Below are 14843 nucleotides of genomic sequence, written 5' to 3'. Positions count from 1 at the left end.
CACGGCGAACACCAGTTATTCTTAATCGATCCTGTAGAAGCTATTCTATCTTTGTATTGCAAGTAAAGTGCTGATGTATATACTTCACAATATCCAGTTGAGATCGGATTTTATCTTTAAATTCGACGAAGAGAGGCGCGATAGCCGATGATTGATGCGGCCATTGATGAAGAAGAGGTTGCCGAGGCGCCCGGAACGCGCTGGCGGACCTTGCGCGACCATAAGCGTCTCGTGATGGCCGCGGGCGCGCTCGCGGTCGTCGCCATGTTCTGCGGTGGCTTCGTGGCCTTCGGCGGCGTCTCGGCGCTCACCGGGGGAAGCGCTGCAGAGCCGGCCGGGCATGGCGCTTCGGGCGCAGCCGGTGCGGATGCGCTGCTGGATTTCGACGACATCGTGGTGAACATCACCGAGACGACCGCCGACGGCACGCCCGCTGCGCGCTACCTCAAGATTCACCTCGCGCTAGTCTATCCCGAATCGCCGGATGCCGAGGCCAAGATGGCCGAGAAGAAGCCCTTCATCCGCGACACCTTCACCGGGTTCCTGCGTCAGATGACGGTCGAAGACCTGCGCGGCAGCATCGGCCTCATCAAGCTCAAGGCGGAACTGCTCAAGCGCGCCCGCGCGGTCGTGGGCGACGACACGCCGAGCGAAATTCTCATCAGCGATCTGGTGGTGCAGTGACGATGGCGGAGCAGGCGGACATGGCGATGGCGGCCACGACGACGGCAGAGGTCGAAGACGAGATCATCCGCATGTCGATGCTCAATTACGAGCGTCTGCCGATGCTGGACGTGATCTTCGAGCGCTTCGTTCTGTCCTTCTCCAGCTCACTTAAATCGCTGACCGGCTCGGTGCTGGATGTGACGCTGGGCGAGGTCGAATACCTGCCCTTCGCCGACGCGATGAAAAGCCTGCCCAAACATGGTTTGATCGCGGTTGCGCAGGCCGATCCCTGGGATGACCAGTTTATCCTTTCGCAGGATCCGGTCTTCCTGTTCTCCGCGCTCGAACTGATGCTGGGCGGACAGCCGTCGGGCCGGGCGAAGGATGCCAAGCACGGCTTCACGACGATCGAGCGCCGGATGGGCGAGCAGGTCGCCGAACGTATCCTTGCCGATATGGCGGTGGGTTTCCGGCAGATTTGCGAGGTCTCCTTCCAGGTCGACCGGATGGAGAGCAATCCGCAATTCGCCAATATCGCCCAGCCCAACAGCCCCACGGTCCGCGTGCCGCTCAAGGTCAGTCTCGAAGGTTATCATGGCGAGGTTCACTTGATCCTGCCCTACGCCACGCTCGAGCCGGTGCGCCCGCTGCTCACCAAGATCTTCTTCGGGGATCGGCTCGGGGCGGACAGCTCGTGGCGCACGCAGCTGAAACAGAAGATCGAAGGGTCTTCGGTGGCGCTTACCGCGCAACTGCACGAACTGGTGGTGCCGATGCGCGAGATTCTGGACTGGAAAGTGGGCGACACGCTCGATCTGCGGATCGACGACAGTCATCCGGTCCTGTTGCTCTGTGCCGGGAGCCCGGTTCTCGAAGGCGAAATGGGCAAGAAGCAAAACGGGTCGATGGCACTGAAAGTGACCGCGAACCTCATGGGAAAGGACGAGTGGAGCAATGATGTCGATGCTGATTAACGCGATTATTCTCGTGTCTCTTGTCGGGCTGATGGCCTATGGCGTGGTGATCACGCGGCGGGTGAAGAAGCTCATGCTCGTTCTCGAAGAGATGGAGCCGCTCGTCGCGGCCTTCTCCGCGGCCGTGGACAAGTCGCAACTCTCCGTCGAGGAGATGAAGGACGCCGTGGCCGAGGCGCAGAAAGCGCCCGCGCCCGAACCGGCACCCTCGCAAGAGGCCGCGCCCGCCCTGACCTTCAACTCGCGCCGCGCCGCGCCGAAAGCGCCGATGGGTCTGACCCGCGTGACCGGCAAGGCCGAACTGGTCAAAAGCTTCTTCGAGCAGACCCGCGTGCGCCGGGAGGCGCAGGGCCAATGGTAAAGAACCGCCCCGTTCAGGTTCTCGTGGGCGTATTGCTGCTCTCTGGCGGCGCGAAACTCGCGACCAGCCTTCCATCCGACATGATCCCGTTTCCGGATTCGCTGTTGCAGGCCGCGCTTGCAAGCGGAGCGGAGAAGGATGCCGCCGCGACGCCGGCGAGCGATGCCTCCGCCGATGCGACCGGCGGCTGCGGGCCGACGCCGGAAGAGCTGCTGATGTCCGTGCGGCAGGAGCGCGACCTCCTCGCCGAGCAGAAGAAGAAACTCGACGCCCGTAGCGCCGAGATCGAGCTCGCCAAGCAGGGTCTCGACACCCAGTCGCAGCATCTGACCGAGTTGAAGGACACGGTGACCAAGCTGCTCGACAAGGTCGACAAATCGCATAGCGACGACGTGGATCGCCTCGTGTCGATCTACAAGAACATGAAGCCCGCGGCGGCGGCGTCGATCATGAATGACCTCGATATCGAGGTGACGGTCATGGTGCTGGCCACGATGAAGGAGCGCGACGTCGCCCCGATCATGGCCGAGATGAACCCGGTGCGCGCGCGAGCGGTCTCCAAGATCATTCTCGAACGCTCGAAGCTGCCGGGCGACCAGAAGCTGGTGAACGTCAAGCTCAACTGAACCGCGCGGGCGTCATGGTCCGTGCCGCGCGACGCAGTTGTTGCTGATTGGGGAAAGGGGGCGCGCAGCCCCCTTTTTTAGTCTTCGTCGACCCGCAACACCGAGCCTTTCGGCGGCGCGCGCCGGATGTTGCGGCGCAGGTCCATGACGTAGCCGATGATCTCCGCGACCGCCTGCCAATGCTCGACCGGCACCGTGTCGTCCACTTCGATCGTGGCGTGCAGCGTGCGGGCGAGGGGCTTGTTCTCGACGATCGGCACCTCGTTCTCGCGCGCGATCTGGCGGATGCGGGCGGCCACGGCATCGGCCCCTTTCGCGACGCAGACCGGCGCGGCGTCGCTGCCCTGCTCGTATTTCAGCGCGACGGCGTAATGCGTCGGGTTCGTCACGATCACGCTCGCGGTCGGCACCGCCTGCGCCATGCGTTGACGGGCCCGCTGGCGCGCGATCTCGGCGCGGCGGCCCTTGATCTGCGGATCGCCCTCGGAATCCTTCATCTCGTCACGGATTTCCTTGAGCGACATGCGCAGCTTTCGCCGCCACTCGAACCGCTTCCAGATGATATCGCCAATGGTGATCGGCACGAGAAACACCATCGCCGCGCTCAGCAGCCAGCTCGCCCAATGAGCCGCGTAGCTCGGGATATGCTCGGGCAGGAAATTCTCGCCCTGCCAGATCCCGGTCACCGCGCGTTTTGCCACCCAGAGCGCGAGCGCACCGATGACCAGAACCTTGGTGATGCTTTTCGCGAATTCGACCAGCGCGCCGGGCGAGAACATCTTCTTGAGCCCTGCGAGCGGCGAGAGCTTCGACAGTTTCGGCTTCATGCGCTCGGACGAGACTACGGTCTCGCCCTGGATCAACACGCCGAAAACCGCGGCCAGAAGCATCACGCCGAAGATCGGGGCGGCCCAGCCCGCGATCTCGCCGAAGAGCAGGCTGAGGATGTCGCCGATATCGCGCGCGCCTGCCGACCCCTGGCCGATCTTCACCTGGCCCGCCCCGGCGAAGACCTGACCGAGCGATGTCATTGCCCGGCCCGCGACGACCGGAAGGACGAACACCACGATGAGCAGCAGCGAGAAGACCGACATCATGTTGCCGGTCTCGCGCGAGGAGGGCACGTCGCCTTTCTCGCGCGCCGATTTCAGCCGCTTGTCTGTCGGCTCTTCGGTCTTGGAGGATTTGTCCTGTTCGTCGCCTTCGGCCACGGCGTGCTCCTTAGGGTATGACGAACGTGCCGAGCCAGTCGGTGAACTGGCCGAGGAAGACATGCAGCATGCTGGGGGAGGCCGCCGCGAGGATCAGCAGGCCCGACGCGATCAGCGCAGGCGCTGCGACGAAGAAGACCGGCAGAGCGGGCATCATCCGGTTCGCAAGCCCCATCCCGAGATTGAAGATCAGCCCCATGACGAAGAACGGGGCCGCGATCGCCGCCCCGATATAGAGGCTGGCCGATGCGGCTTTGACGATCTGCTTCGCCATGTCGCCCAGCAGAAGCGTGCCCGGCGGGAAGACGTCGTAGGAATAGAGCAGCGCGCGGATGATGATGTGATGCGTATTTGTGACGAAGATCAGCGCAACGCCGGAGATCAGCAGGAAGCTCGCGATCATGGTGGAGCCCTCGAACGATCCGAGGCTCGGTGCGAAAGCATTGGCGAGGCCCGAGACCTGTCCGGCCTGATGGCCCGCGAATTGCAGCGCGCTGAACAGCACCCGCGCCGTCAGCCCGATCCAGAGGCCCGTGGTCACCTCGAGGCCAAGGTAGATCGCGAAGGTCACGAGATTGTCGGGCTGCATCGGCATCACCGGCGTGGCGGGATAAAGCGCGAGGCTGAACACCACCGCCATCGCCAGACGGCTGCGGGTCGGCACCTGCATCTCGCCGAAGCCCGGCATGAACATCAGCGCGCTGCCCAGCCGGGCAAACACGATGAAGTAGCCGAAGAGCTGCCCGTCGAGAAATGCGCTCAGCCCGCCCATCGCTCAGGCCCCGATCGTCCCGACCGTCTTCATCGCGGCCTTCCGGTGCACCTCGTTGTGCGAGATTACCTGCGTCATCGGGCTCACGCGTTCGAGCATCGAGCGGACATAGCCACGCACTTCCGGCGCGACCATCAGCGCGGGCCATTCGTCGCGCGCCGCGTGGCGCTGGATTTCCTGTCGCGCTTCCAGCACGAATTCCTGCACGCGCTGCGGCGACATCAGGAAGGTCCGGTCCTTGCCGTTGATCTTCACCGCCTCGCCGAATTCATGCTCCCAAGCCCCCGACATGGTCAGCACCGGCACGAAGCCCGAACCATCCGCCAGCGCGCGGCAAATCTGGTTCGCAAGGCGGGCGCGGACCCGCTCGGTGATGACGGCGGGGTTGGTGCTAGACGGCGCAGCCTCGGCCACCGCCTCGATGATCAGCGGCAGATTGCGGATCGAAATGCGCTCGGCCAACAGCGATTGCAGCACGTGTTGCAGCAGAATCTCCGGCGCGGAGTTGGAAATATCGCTCGCAAGTTTCTGGTAGTCGCGGTCCAGTTCGGCCAAGAGCTTTTTCACCGCGCCATAGGTGAGCAGTTCGGACATATGCTCCTTGATGATCTCGGTGAGGTGGGTGGTGATCACGCTCTCGGGGTCGACGACCGTATGACCCTGCTGTTCGGCCTCGGACGCGCGTGCCGGGTCGATCCAGACCGCGCTGAGGCCAAAGGTGGGCTCCTTGATCCGTTCGCCGGGCAGCTTCACCTGATCGCCGGACGGGTCGATCACCATCACCAGATTGGGGCGCAGCTCGCCTTTCGCCGCCTCGACGCCCTGCACGAGGATCGAATAGCTGTTCGTCGGCAGCATCGGGTCGTCCTTGATGCGCACCGATGGCAGGACGAAGCCGTAATCCTTCATGAAGAGATTGCGCAGGCTTTTGACCTTGCCGGGCAGGGCGGCATCCATGCTCGAAATCAGCGGTACCAGACCCGCGCCGAGGCTGAGGCGCAGCTCGTCGAGCTTGAGTTGCTGCTGCGTCGTCTCGGCCGATGTCTCTTCCATCTGGGCCGCGCGGGCCTCCGCTGCCGCCTCGTCGCTCGCGCGCAGCGCAGCCTGCTCCTGCATCACATAGCCCAGCCCGGCGAGCAGCCCGGCCAGCGCGAAAAACACCACGATCGGGAAGCCGGGCAGCAGGCCGATCCCGAACAGCAGCACCGCCGCCATGTAGAGCGCCTTGGGGAAGTTCGACAGCTGCCCCAGCACCGCTTCGTTCGCTGCGCCTTCCGTGCCGCCTTTCGTGACGATCAGGCCTGCCGCCAGCGAGACCACCAGCGCCGGGATCTGTGTCACGAGGCCGTCGCCGATCGTCAGAACGGTGTAATTGCCCGCCGCCTGAGAGACGCTCAGCCCGTGCTGGACGACGCCGATCAGAATCCCGCCCACGACATTGATCAGCGTGATGATGATCCCCGCTACCGCATCGCCGCGCACGAATTTCGACGCACCGTCCATCGCGCCGAAGAAGCCGCTCTCGTCCTCCAGCTCCTTGCGGCGGCGCTTGGCTTCAACCTCGTCGATCAGCCCGGCACCGAGATCGGCGTCGATTGCCATCTGCTTGCCCGGCATCGCATCGAGCGAGAACCGCGCGGAGACCTCGGCGATCCGGGTCGAACCCTTGGTGATGACGACGAAGTTGATCACCACGAGGATCGCGAAGATCACGATCCCGATCACGAAATCCCCGCCCACGATGAAGCGCGAGAACCCTTCGATGACGCCGCCCGCCGCGCCGGGCCCAGTATGGCCCTGGCTGAGAATAAGCCGCGTCGAGGAGATGTTGAGCGACAGCCGCAGCATCGTCACCACGAGCAGCAACGTCGGGAAGGAGTTGAACTCCAGCGGCTTCGGGATCCACAGCGCCACCATCAGGATCAGCACCGACAGCGACAGCGAGATCGCGAGGCCGAAATCGAGGATAATTGGCGGCAGCGGGACGAACAGCATCCCGAGGATCAGCGTCACGCCAATCGCGAAGCCGATATCGCGGTTCTTGATACCAAGCCCTACGAGGTTCTTGCCGAAACTGGTCTGATTTTGGCTCATCCGTTGCTCAATTCGTTCGCGTGAAATTGGGAAGCACGGGTTGCAGGTCATTGGTCGAATAGATCGACAGCCGCATGTCCTGATCCGCCGTCAGGTCGGCCGACCAGAAGACGGGCAGTTTCCGGCGCGCAGGGCGCGGCGAGGGGCTCGGCGCGGGCGTGTCCACGGCGGCGGCGCCTGCGAGCTGGACGAAATAATCGCCGCGTTTCTGCGCCACCGCGAGATTGCGCTTGAGCGCGGTCAGATAGGTTTGGCGCGCCTCTGGCGTGAAGGAGTGATACGAGCCCGCCGCGAGCCACCAATCCCCCGTCCGCCGGTGCAGATCGACCAGAAACCGCGCGGCATAATCCACATTCGCCGCCGGATCGAAGGACTGGGCCAGCGAGTCGAAGGCGTCCGGGTGCCATTTGCGGTTCACCTGCATGCAGCCCGTATCGATTGAGGAGACGCCCGCGGCCTGTTTCTGGTGCACCCACGCCATCGCCGCCTCGCGGCTGTCGAACACGCGCCCTTCGCCAGCGGCGTTGACGCTCCACGGCCAGACCGTCAGGCGGCCTTCGTTGCGAAACCCTGCCTCCTGCAGTCCGATTGCGAGCAGCAGGTTATCGGGGATGCCGTAGCGGTCCTGCGCCGCGAAAATCTGGCGCAGGCATTGCTGGTCATTGCCGAGGGTGGCGGGAAGTGGCGTGGTTGCCTCCGGCACGCTGGGGCGGCTGGAGGTGTAGAACCCTGCCCAGCCTTCGGCCCGTGCGGGGCCTGTCGCGGCGAGGCTCGCAATCGCAAGCGCCGCCAAGGCCCGAAACCACCTCGCCCGCGCCATCACGCGGGTCCGTTCATGATGAGATCGAAGACGGTGTCCGACAGATGCGACAGCGTTGCGTAGATGAAGGGCAGGGCAAGCACGAGACCGACGAAGATCGCGACGATCTTCGGCACGAAGGTCAGCGTCATCTCCTGAACCTGGGTCAGCGCCTGAAAGATTGCGATGCCGAGCCCGACGAGCAGCGCGAGCGCAAGAATAGGGCCGGCCCCCATAAGGATCGTCCAGATCGTGTCCGACATGATCGCATAGACATCGGCTTCTTCCATGTCGCCCCCGCCTGCCTCAGATCGGCATCCGCATGATTTCCTGATAGGCCTCGACCAGCTTGTCGCGCATCGCCACCGTGACCTTGACGGTGGATTCCATCGCCATGGTCGCCTCGACGACCTGCTGCGTGCTGGCCTGCCCGGTCAGACCTGCCTGCGCCGTCGTATCGGCCGTGCGCATCGTCTGCACCGCCTCTTCGGCGGCGCCTTTGAGCATGTCGCCGAAGCTCTGCCCGGCAGATTTGGCTTCATGTGCGGAGGCCGGGCCGCCGCTCAGGCTGCGCGACGCGCCATAGGCGCCCCGGATCGCTGCATTGGAGAGGACTGGATCGCTCATGCTTCACCTATTTGAGGAGGTCGATCATCTCGCGGCGCATCTGGCGACCGGTCTCGAGCATGTTCAGGTTGGCTTCGTAGCTGCGCGCCGCTTCGCGCATATTGCTCATCTCGATGATCGGATTGACGTTCGGCAGTTTCACGAAGCCGTCGGCATTGGCGGCCGGATGAGCAGGGTCGTATTTCAGCACGAAATCCGACGTGTCGCGCCCGACTTCGGTGACATCGACCATCGAGGCGCCCGAGGCGTCATCGACCATTTCGCCGAAGGAAATGGTCTTGCGGCGATACGGATCCGCGCCCGGCGTCGAGCCGGTCGAATCCGCGTTCGCCACGTTTTCGGAGACGACCTTCAGCCGCTCCCCCTGCGCCCGCAGCCCGCTTGCCGCAATCGCACCGATTGATTTCAGAGGGTCCATGCTCATGGTCGTCTCCGCTCGTTATTCCTTGCCGCTGGCGGCGTTGAGAAGTTGATAGGCTTTGCGATAGAGGTTCGCCGCCAGCCGGTATTGATCGGCATTCTCGCTCGCCATCACGGATTGCTGTTCCAGCGCCACGTCGTTGCCGTCGAGGCTGCTGTCCCACGCGCTGCTGCCACCCACGGTTTCGACCGTGGTTTCGTGCAGCGGGCCGCCCGCCGAGCGGTTCGCGTCGCTCTTCTCGAGGAAACTCTGGAAGTCGGTCACATCCCGCGCGCGATAATTCGGCGTGTCGGCGTTGGCGATGTTCTCGGCCAGCACCTTCTGGCGGGCCGCAAGCCACTGCATCCGATCCGAGGCGAGGTTAAAAAAGGATATCGTATCAAGTTTCACGTTGGATCGCTCCGTTTTCATGGATAGTATATCGGTATGAGAATGGATTGGTAGGGTTTATCCTTGTGAATACGATTTTTTCTTCCTTGAATTATGCGGTTGATGAGGCCGACGAGGCAAGAATTGTCGGTCATGTCCATTCGGTGACCGGCCTGTCGCTGACTGTCGTCGGACTCGAACGCGCGATGGGAATCGGTCAGCGGTGCATCGTGCACGGTCGGCGCGGCCCAGTGCTGGCCGAGGCGGTCGGGTTGAACGAGGCCGGAACCCGCGTTCTGCCGTTCGGCAGCTGGGATGGCGTCTCGGTGGGGGATCGAGTCGAACTCGATCAGCATGGCGATCTGATTCATCCCGATGAAAGCTGGATCGGTCAGGTCGTGGATGCGCTGGGTCGTCCGGTGCGCAGCGGCACTAGTTGGGTTCCCGGCGAGACGGCGCGCGACCTCAAGGCCGCGCCCCCGCGCGCCTTCGACCGCAAGCGGGTCGGCGCGAAGCTGGAGACGCAGGTCAAGGTTTTCGATATCTTCACCCCGATCTGCCGGGGCCAGCGCATGGGCGTCTTCGCGGGCTCTGGCGTCGGAAAATCGACGCTGATGGCGATGCTTGCGCGCAATACCGATACGGATGTGATCGTGATCGGTCTGGTGGGCGAGCGCGGCCGCGAGGTGCAGGACTTCATCCAGAACGACCTTGGCCCCGAAGGGATGGCGCGCGCGGTTGTCGTGGTGGCGACCGGGGACGAGCCGCCTTTGCTGCGCCGTCAGGCAGCCTGGACCGCCACCGCCGTGGCCGAGCATTTCCGCGATCAGGGCAAGCAGGTGCTGCTGCTGATCGATTCCGTTACCCGCTTCGCGATGGCGCAGCGCGAGATTGGTCTCTCCGGGGGCGAGCCGCCGACCACCCGGGGCTACCCGCCGACCGTCTTTGCCGAGCTGCCGCATCTGCTGGAACGGGCCGGCCCCGGCGTCGAAGGGACGGGCGATATCACCGGGCTCTACACGGTTCTGGTGGATGGCGACGACATGAACGAGCCCATCGCCGACACCGTGCGCGGGATCGTGGACGGCCATATCGTGCTGGATCGTCACATCGCCGAGCAGGACCGCTACCCGGCGGTGAACGTGCAGAAAAGCATCTCGCGGATGCTGCCTGACTGCCACACCGATGCCGAGTATCGCATCATGCAGGCAGCCCGGCGCGCGCTCGGAAAATACGCGGATATGGAGGATCTGATCCGGGTGGGCGCCTATCGCCCCGGCGCGGATCCCGACACCGATGCCGCGATCCGGTTCCACCAAAGCGCGACGGTGTTCTTCTCGCAGCGGAAATCGGAGCAGCTTGGATCGATGCGGGCCTTCGCGGAAACCTACAGGCTGCTACTGGAAGCGGGGTTCGACGTGCCGCTTCCCGAAGAGGTGGATGGCGAGGGCGCGTAAGCCCCCAATCCCGAGCGGCCCTTAAAGCGCGGCGATCTCGGAGAGCGGACCGCTCCAGTCGCCAAGTTGCGTCTGACGATGAAGCTGCAGATTGCCGTACCAGCGATCCGGGCTTCCGTGGCGGCCCCAATACCACATGCACGCCGCCCCTTTCGGGATCAGCACATGGCTGTCGGGATGCCCCAACGCGCCACAGCCATGAGCGGTGGTGTTGTCGATGCTCACCACCCGGTCGAGCGCCATGATCTGCGCCGCGAACCCGTCGAGATCGGCGAGCTGGTCAATCTCTGGATCGTCGAAAAGCGTCAGATCGGGGCGCGTGCGGGCGGCCTGTGCAAGCTCTGCTTCCCGGTCGCCATATTGCAGGTTCACGACCAGCGCGCCCTCGGGCAGCGCCGTCAGCAGGGTCTCGAGCGCGAGGGAGCGATGCGCGCCGGTGATCGGGTCGTTGCTGTGCCAGGCGATGCCCACGACCGGGCCGCCCTGCGCCATCTCGCGGTAGCGGGCGCGGATCGCCTCGACCCGCGCGGCATCCGCGCGCAGATAGCCGCCCAGCGGCTGTTCCGCGAGCGCCTCGACGCTGAGATAGCGCACCAGATCGCCCACGAAGATCATCTCTTCCGGCGCGACGTTCATCTTGTCGACCTCGGTGGTCTCCGCGAAATCGACGCCAAGGCCGCAGCGCTCGATCAGCGGCTTCATCCGAGCCTCGCCCACGAAAGTCACCTTCGCCCCAGGGGGCAGGGGCGCACGGTCGATGATGGGCAGCAGCGCAAGCTGATCGCCGATCCCCTGTTCGTCGATCAGAAAGACACGCTCGCGCGCGGCGAGGCGATCGGGTTCGGAGTTCTCGTAGGGAATACGGCGACGGTTCGCCTCGGGTTGGCGTCCCGCGTAGTAAGGCGCGCCGCCAGCGAAATCGCCCTGACCCATCAGGAAGGTGCCATAGGCACGCTTCACCCAGAGCCCGCCACCATCGACAAGATGCAGCGCCTCCCGGAAGGCAATATGGGCCTCGTGGAACTCCTCGCGGTCGAGGTGGCAATTGGCGGAGAACCCGAGGGCACGCTGAAACTGGGCCGGATCCTGGAAGCGATGTGAGAGCGTCTCGAGCGCGCGCGGAATATCGCCATGCGCTCGCAGCGCGGCCATTCGCAGAGTCACGACGTCGTCTCGATGCGCGTTCGTTTCCTCAAGTTCGGACAGCAGGGCGTCAGCTCCGGCGATGAGACCCTGATAGTCCTGTCGGAAAAGTTTCGCCTTGAGCAGGCCGATCCGGTGGGAAAGCGGCTGCGGGGCGAGACGCGCGGCTTCCTCATAGGCGGGTGCGGCCTCCGCGTTGCTTTCGCCGGAGGCAAAGGCATCGGCGGTGATGAGCCACATCTCGGCCGTTTTCATGCGCTGAGCCATCTTGCGCAGATTTCGCCCGGCCGTGGTCGAGCGATCGAGCCGCCCCATCAGATCGGCATAAAGGCGGGCCATCGGGACGTCCTCGCTGCCACGCTCGATCGCCTGCGCGAACAGATCGATGGCCGCGAAGATGTCGGCTTTCAGAACCCGCGCTTTGCCTAGCCCCGCCAAACCCATCGCATCGGTGGGCGCGATCAGCAGCGCGCGGTCGAAGAACTGCGCGGCCGCCTCGGCCTCGCGGCTATCCAGCGCGACGGTGCCAAGCACGAGCCACGGGTGGCGGTTGGCCGGGTGGGTCTGGCTGACCTCATGCGCCAGTCGCGCGGCTTTCGGGCCGTCGGCCGCAGCCAGCGCCTCATAGGCTTCGTGCATCGTCAGTGCCGCGGCGCCATCAGCGATGCCGTAATACTTCGACGCCTTGGCGGCCCGGGCGCGCCGGTCTCTGCGCGAGAGGGTTGTCTGGGTCATGCGCGTTCCCTCGGAATGGCGAAGTAGTCGATCGAGTGGACGTAGAACACGCTGTCGATCAGCACGTAGTCATGCGCGCGGCACCACTCCTGCGCGAAGGCGAGGAGGTTGTCGCGGCGGGTCTCGACCCAGATCAGTGGGCGGTCGCGTGCAATCAGCGCCTCTGCCCCGGCGAGCACGTCCAGCTCCATCCCCTCGGCGTCGATCTTGAGGAAATCGGCGCGGGCATCGGCCATCAGCGCATCCAGCGTCACGACCTTCAACTCGCCCGCCTCGTCGGCGACCAGTGTCGTAGCCCCGAGGTTGTTTTCCTCCGTCGTCTCGGCGCGGAAACTACCTTCCGCGCGTCCGACGCCGAAGCCCATCCCGCGCCGGTCGATCAGGTCTTCGATCCTGTTCGCGGCGATATTGCCGTCCAGAAGCGTCAATGCGGCCGGGTTCGGCTCCACCGGATAGATCCGCGCCGGGCTCAGATGCTGCGCATACCAGACGACGTGGTTGCCGATATTCGCGCCGACCTCGACGATATGCGGGTGCGCCACGCCGATCAGATCGCGCAGCTTCTCGAGCGAGCTATCCTCGAAGAACCGCCCCTGAAGATGAGTGTTCTGGATGATGTCGAGCGGGTTGGTGATCTGCATCTTCGCAGCCACGCCCCGATGTTCGAGCTGCGCCCAAACCGGATCGCGTTCGACCGCGTCGGCCCACATCCGTTCGACTTGTCGGGCCCAATCGGCCCCCGTCGCAGAGCGCGGACCGGTGGAGTGTTGATCGCGGCGATTGACGAAGAAGATCTCGGGGCGTTTCGCGCAATTCCCGGTCTGCCAGAGCTGCAGGTAGAGCTTGTAATCCTCGCCCGTATCCATCGCTTCATCGAAGCCGAAGCGCGCGACCAGTTCGGTGCGGATGAAGGCGCCGATCTGAACCGCGAAGAAGGGCGGCGTGGCGAGAAACTCCGCATAGGCGGATATCTCGGCAGGCTGGCCGTCGCGCAGCTGCGGCTCGCCCGCCGCGTCGAATTCGCAGATCAGCCCCCAAAGCGCGTCGAGATCAGGCTCCGCCGCAAGTCGCGCGCCGAAGGCCTCGAAGGCGTTCGGGGTCAGCACGTCATCCGCATCGAGGAAGAAGATCCACGCGATGCCCGCTTCCTGCGCCTGCCGGATCGCGGCGTTGCGGCGTGCCGAGCGGCCGTGAAGCCCTTGCGTGTCGTCCATCGCGTAGTGATGGATCTGATCGAACGGGCCCTTGGAAAAGCCGATCGCGGTCTCGACGGAAGGCGCACAGCTCTCTTCGAACAGCGCGCGGTGGCCGGGGCCGATGGGGGTGATGATGGCGCAATCCATGGCTCAGCGCTCCTCGCCTGTTTGGTCGTCCGCAAGCGACTGGAAGACGGACTCGCGGATCGTATCGAGCGAGACCTTCCGCGCCTCGCCGTGGCTGAGCGCGGGCGTCAGGCCAAGTTGCAGCGCCAGCGCGGAGAAGAAGATCAGCGCCGCACCACCCAGCATCGTGCGCATCTGCGGCTTCGCGCCTGCGCGCTTCACCGGGAGCTTGCCGGTGGCCTCGCGCGGCGGGGCGGCGAGGGGGGCAGCCTGCGGTTTCGCGGCTTCGGGCGCGATGAAGATGAAATGGTCGAGTGCCGTCAGCCTCGCCGAAAGCGGGGTCCGCCGCAGCGTCGCAAGAAGCGAGGCAGGGAAATGGTCTGCGGGGGCGTGAATCTGACCGGGCATGGCGGTCGCGCCCTGTCGTGCCAGTTCGGCGACCGGAATGGCGAAGCTGTGCAGGTCGTCCCGGAAATACACGTCCCGCACCCCGAAGCTTTGCGCATCGGCACCGGCGTCTTCGATGGAAATGCGTACGGTATCGGCGCTGAGGCTCAGTTCGCACGTCGCCATCAGCGCTTCGGCCCGGTGCGTATCGCTCAACCGCCGGAAGCCGGGCGGGCCGCCATCCTCGCCGGCGGGGCGCGCGGGCTTCGCGTTGGCACGTGGCGCGGGCGCGGCGATCTTGCTTGCGGGCGGCGTGGTCGTGGATTGCTCCGGGTTCAGCTCCGACAGAAGCCGCTCCACCTCTCGCATCGCGGGCGAGACAGAGGCCGATTTCGCATCGGTCAGCGCTTCCGGGTCGAGCCCCTCATCGGCGGCATAGGCGAAATTGATCGCGTAATCGCGCGCGACCTCGGGAAGATCGTCGGTCTCATGCACGAGGGACAGGATCTTCTGCTCGTCGGAAAACAGCATCCGCCGGGGCCGGTAGCCCTCGACCTTCGGGATGACGGCGTACTCATCCGCCCGCCAGTTCATCGAGCGCGCGAGCCGGGGCAGGACGCGCTCGGCCTCGCTCGCGTGAAAGACCAGCATCGCGCAGCCGCCTTCCGGGTCGAGGCCGACGGCCAGACACATCTGCTGCGGCCATTGCTGGAACAGATGACGCAGGTCCTGCTCTTCGAGCAGAAAGGCTATGGCTTCCGCGCTGGCGCTCATGAAATGCCCTGAATGCAAGATCCGTGTTGGATTGAATCTATCTATTCATGGATAATCGGTCAAGTTTCCTTGTTAAGCCTCTGAAATATTAGATTTATGCTTAAA

At 64.5% G+C, this 14843-nt stretch carries 16 protein-coding genes; 5 read left to right on the top strand and 11 right to left on the bottom strand.

Going from position 1 to position 14843, the window contains the following annotated elements; genetic code table 11:
- The first annotated feature begins 147 nt into the window (after window positions 1-147).
- The 4 genes from BMI91_RS06545 to BMI91_RS06530 are packed head-to-tail and all read left to right on the top strand — an operon-like array spanning window position 148 to window position 2627.
- On the top strand, window positions 148-684 hold the full coding sequence (locus tag BMI91_RS06545; RefSeq protein WP_078604336.1) for a flagellar basal body-associated FliL family protein: 537 nt from the start codon (window positions 148-150) through the stop codon (window positions 682-684).
- A 2-nt stretch (window positions 685-686) separates the two neighbouring features.
- On the top strand, window positions 687-1640 hold the full coding sequence (locus BMI91_RS06540) for a flagellar motor switch protein FliM (protein ID WP_078604335.1): 954 nt from the start codon (window positions 687-689) through the stop codon (window positions 1638-1640).
- Complete coding sequence (locus tag BMI91_RS06535) at window positions 1624-2001, top strand: hypothetical protein (RefSeq protein ID WP_078571478.1); 378 nt, start codon at window positions 1624-1626, stop codon at window positions 1999-2001. Before BMI91_RS06540 ends, BMI91_RS06535 begins: the two co-directional genes overlap by 17 nt.
- On the top strand, window positions 1995-2627 hold the full coding sequence (locus tag BMI91_RS06530; RefSeq protein WP_078604334.1) for a MotE family protein: 633 nt from the start codon (window positions 1995-1997) through the stop codon (window positions 2625-2627). The genes BMI91_RS06535 and BMI91_RS06530 overlap by 7 nt, the downstream gene beginning before the upstream one ends.
- A 77-nt stretch (window positions 2628-2704) precedes the next feature.
- On the opposite strand, the gene flhB is transcribed toward BMI91_RS06530, so the two are convergent.
- From flhB to BMI91_RS06490, 8 genes are read right to left on the bottom strand one after another with little or no spacing between them, the layout of a single operon-like run.
- Window positions 2705-3838, bottom strand: coding sequence for a flagellar biosynthesis protein FlhB (gene flhB / locus BMI91_RS06525; protein ID WP_244176563.1), 1134 nt, complete (start codon window positions 3836-3838; stop codon window positions 2705-2707).
- Window positions 3839-3848: 10 nt separating this feature from the next.
- Window positions 3849-4610, bottom strand: a complete 762-nt coding sequence (locus tag BMI91_RS06520) for a flagellar biosynthetic protein FliR (RefSeq protein WP_078604332.1) — start codon at window positions 4608-4610, stop codon at window positions 3849-3851.
- 3 nt (window positions 4611-4613) lie between these two features.
- Window positions 4614-6704: a flagellar biosynthesis protein FlhA gene (flhA, locus tag BMI91_RS06515; RefSeq protein ID WP_078604331.1), complete on the bottom strand. Its 2091-nt coding sequence runs from the start codon at window positions 6702-6704 to the stop codon at window positions 4614-4616.
- A 7-nt stretch (window positions 6705-6711) separates the two neighbouring features.
- Window positions 6712-7524, bottom strand: a complete 813-nt coding sequence (locus BMI91_RS06510; protein ID WP_078604330.1) for a lytic transglycosylase domain-containing protein — start codon at window positions 7522-7524, stop codon at window positions 6712-6714.
- Window positions 7524-7793, bottom strand: coding sequence for a flagellar biosynthesis protein FliQ (gene fliQ / locus BMI91_RS06505; protein ID WP_078540262.1), 270 nt, complete (start codon window positions 7791-7793; stop codon window positions 7524-7526). Before fliQ ends, BMI91_RS06510 begins: the two co-directional genes overlap by 1 nt.
- Window positions 7794-7809: 16 nt before the next feature.
- Window positions 7810-8130, bottom strand: a complete 321-nt coding sequence (fliE, locus tag BMI91_RS06500) for a flagellar hook-basal body complex protein FliE (RefSeq protein ID WP_078604329.1) — start codon at window positions 8128-8130, stop codon at window positions 7810-7812.
- A 7-nt stretch (window positions 8131-8137) separates the two neighbouring features.
- Window positions 8138-8548: a flagellar basal body rod protein FlgC gene (flgC, locus tag BMI91_RS06495; RefSeq protein WP_078604484.1), complete on the bottom strand. Its 411-nt coding sequence runs from the start codon at window positions 8546-8548 to the stop codon at window positions 8138-8140.
- A gap of 21 nt (window positions 8549-8569) precedes the next feature.
- Window positions 8570-8896, bottom strand: coding sequence for a flagellar basal body rod protein FlgB (locus BMI91_RS06490; RefSeq protein ID WP_244176562.1), 327 nt, complete (start codon window positions 8894-8896; stop codon window positions 8570-8572).
- A gap of 131 nt (window positions 8897-9027) precedes the next feature.
- Here BMI91_RS06490 and BMI91_RS06485 point away from each other — a divergent pair, with 131 nt between their 5' ends.
- Window positions 9028-10377, top strand: coding sequence for a FliI/YscN family ATPase (locus BMI91_RS06485; RefSeq protein WP_208607950.1), 1350 nt, complete (start codon window positions 9028-9030; stop codon window positions 10375-10377).
- A gap of 21 nt (window positions 10378-10398) precedes the next feature.
- Here BMI91_RS06485 and BMI91_RS06480 read toward each other — a convergent pair whose 3' ends face one another.
- The 3 genes from BMI91_RS06480 to BMI91_RS06470 are packed head-to-tail and all read right to left on the bottom strand — an operon-like array spanning window position 10399 to window position 14738.
- The gene (locus BMI91_RS06480; protein WP_078604326.1) at window positions 10399-12255 is read right to left on the bottom strand and encodes a tetratricopeptide repeat protein; all 1857 of its coding nucleotides are present in this window, start codon (window positions 12253-12255) and stop codon (window positions 10399-10401) included.
- Entirely contained in the window at window positions 12252-13598 is a 1347-nt protein-coding gene (locus BMI91_RS06475) for an FkbM family methyltransferase (protein WP_078604325.1), read from the bottom strand. Before BMI91_RS06475 ends, BMI91_RS06480 begins: the two co-directional genes overlap by 4 nt.
- 3 nt (window positions 13599-13601) lie before the next feature.
- Window positions 13602-14738: a hypothetical protein gene (locus BMI91_RS06470; RefSeq protein WP_078604324.1), complete on the bottom strand. Its 1137-nt coding sequence runs from the start codon at window positions 14736-14738 to the stop codon at window positions 13602-13604.
- Window positions 14739-14843: the final 105 nt, after the last annotated feature.

The organism is Thioclava sediminum (genome assembly GCF_002020355.1).
GTDB classification, from domain to species: domain Bacteria; phylum Pseudomonadota; class Alphaproteobacteria; order Rhodobacterales; family Rhodobacteraceae; genus Thioclava; species Thioclava sediminum.
This window is presented reverse-complemented; position numbering and strand designations above follow the sequence as displayed.

Bases quoted from the DNA above. Each gene is read 5' to 3' on its own strand.
- BMI91_RS06510 (WP_078604330.1), bottom strand. From the start codon at position 7,524: ATGGCGCGGGCGAGGTGGTTTCGGGCCTTGGCGGCGCTTGCGATTGCG.
- fliE (WP_078604329.1), bottom strand. From the start codon at position 8,130: ATGAGCGATCCAGTCCTCTCCAATGCAGCGATCCGGGGCGCCTATGGC.
- BMI91_RS06480 (WP_078604326.1), bottom strand. From the start codon at position 12,255: ATGACCCAGACAACCCTCTCGCGCAGAGACCGGCGCGCCCGGGCCGCC.
- BMI91_RS06490 (WP_244176562.1), bottom strand. From the start codon at position 8,896: ATGCAGTGGCTTGCGGCCCGCCAGAAGGTGCTGGCCGAGAACATCGCC.
- BMI91_RS06475 (WP_078604325.1), bottom strand. From the start codon at position 13,598: ATGGATTGCGCCATCATCACCCCCATCGGCCCCGGCCACCGCGCGCTG.
- BMI91_RS06540 (WP_078604335.1), top strand. From the start codon at position 687: ATGGCGGAGCAGGCGGACATGGCGATGGCGGCCACGACGACGGCAGAG.
- flhA (WP_078604331.1), bottom strand. From the start codon at position 6,704: ATGAGCCAAAATCAGACCAGTTTCGGCAAGAACCTCGTAGGGCTTGGT.
- BMI91_RS06535 (WP_078571478.1), top strand. From the start codon at position 1,624: ATGTCGATGCTGATTAACGCGATTATTCTCGTGTCTCTTGTCGGGCTG.
- BMI91_RS06520 (WP_078604332.1), bottom strand. From the start codon at position 4,610: ATGGGCGGGCTGAGCGCATTTCTCGACGGGCAGCTCTTCGGCTACTTC.
- BMI91_RS06530 (WP_078604334.1), top strand. From the start codon at position 1,995: ATGGTAAAGAACCGCCCCGTTCAGGTTCTCGTGGGCGTATTGCTGCTC.
- BMI91_RS06545 (WP_078604336.1), top strand. From the start codon at position 148: ATGATTGATGCGGCCATTGATGAAGAAGAGGTTGCCGAGGCGCCCGGA.
- flgC (WP_078604484.1), bottom strand. From the start codon at position 8,548: ATGGACCCTCTGAAATCAATCGGTGCGATTGCGGCAAGCGGGCTGCGG.
- fliQ (WP_078540262.1), bottom strand. From the start codon at position 7,793: ATGGAAGAAGCCGATGTCTATGCGATCATGTCGGACACGATCTGGACG.
- BMI91_RS06470 (WP_078604324.1), bottom strand. From the start codon at position 14,738: ATGAGCGCCAGCGCGGAAGCCATAGCCTTTCTGCTCGAAGAGCAGGAC.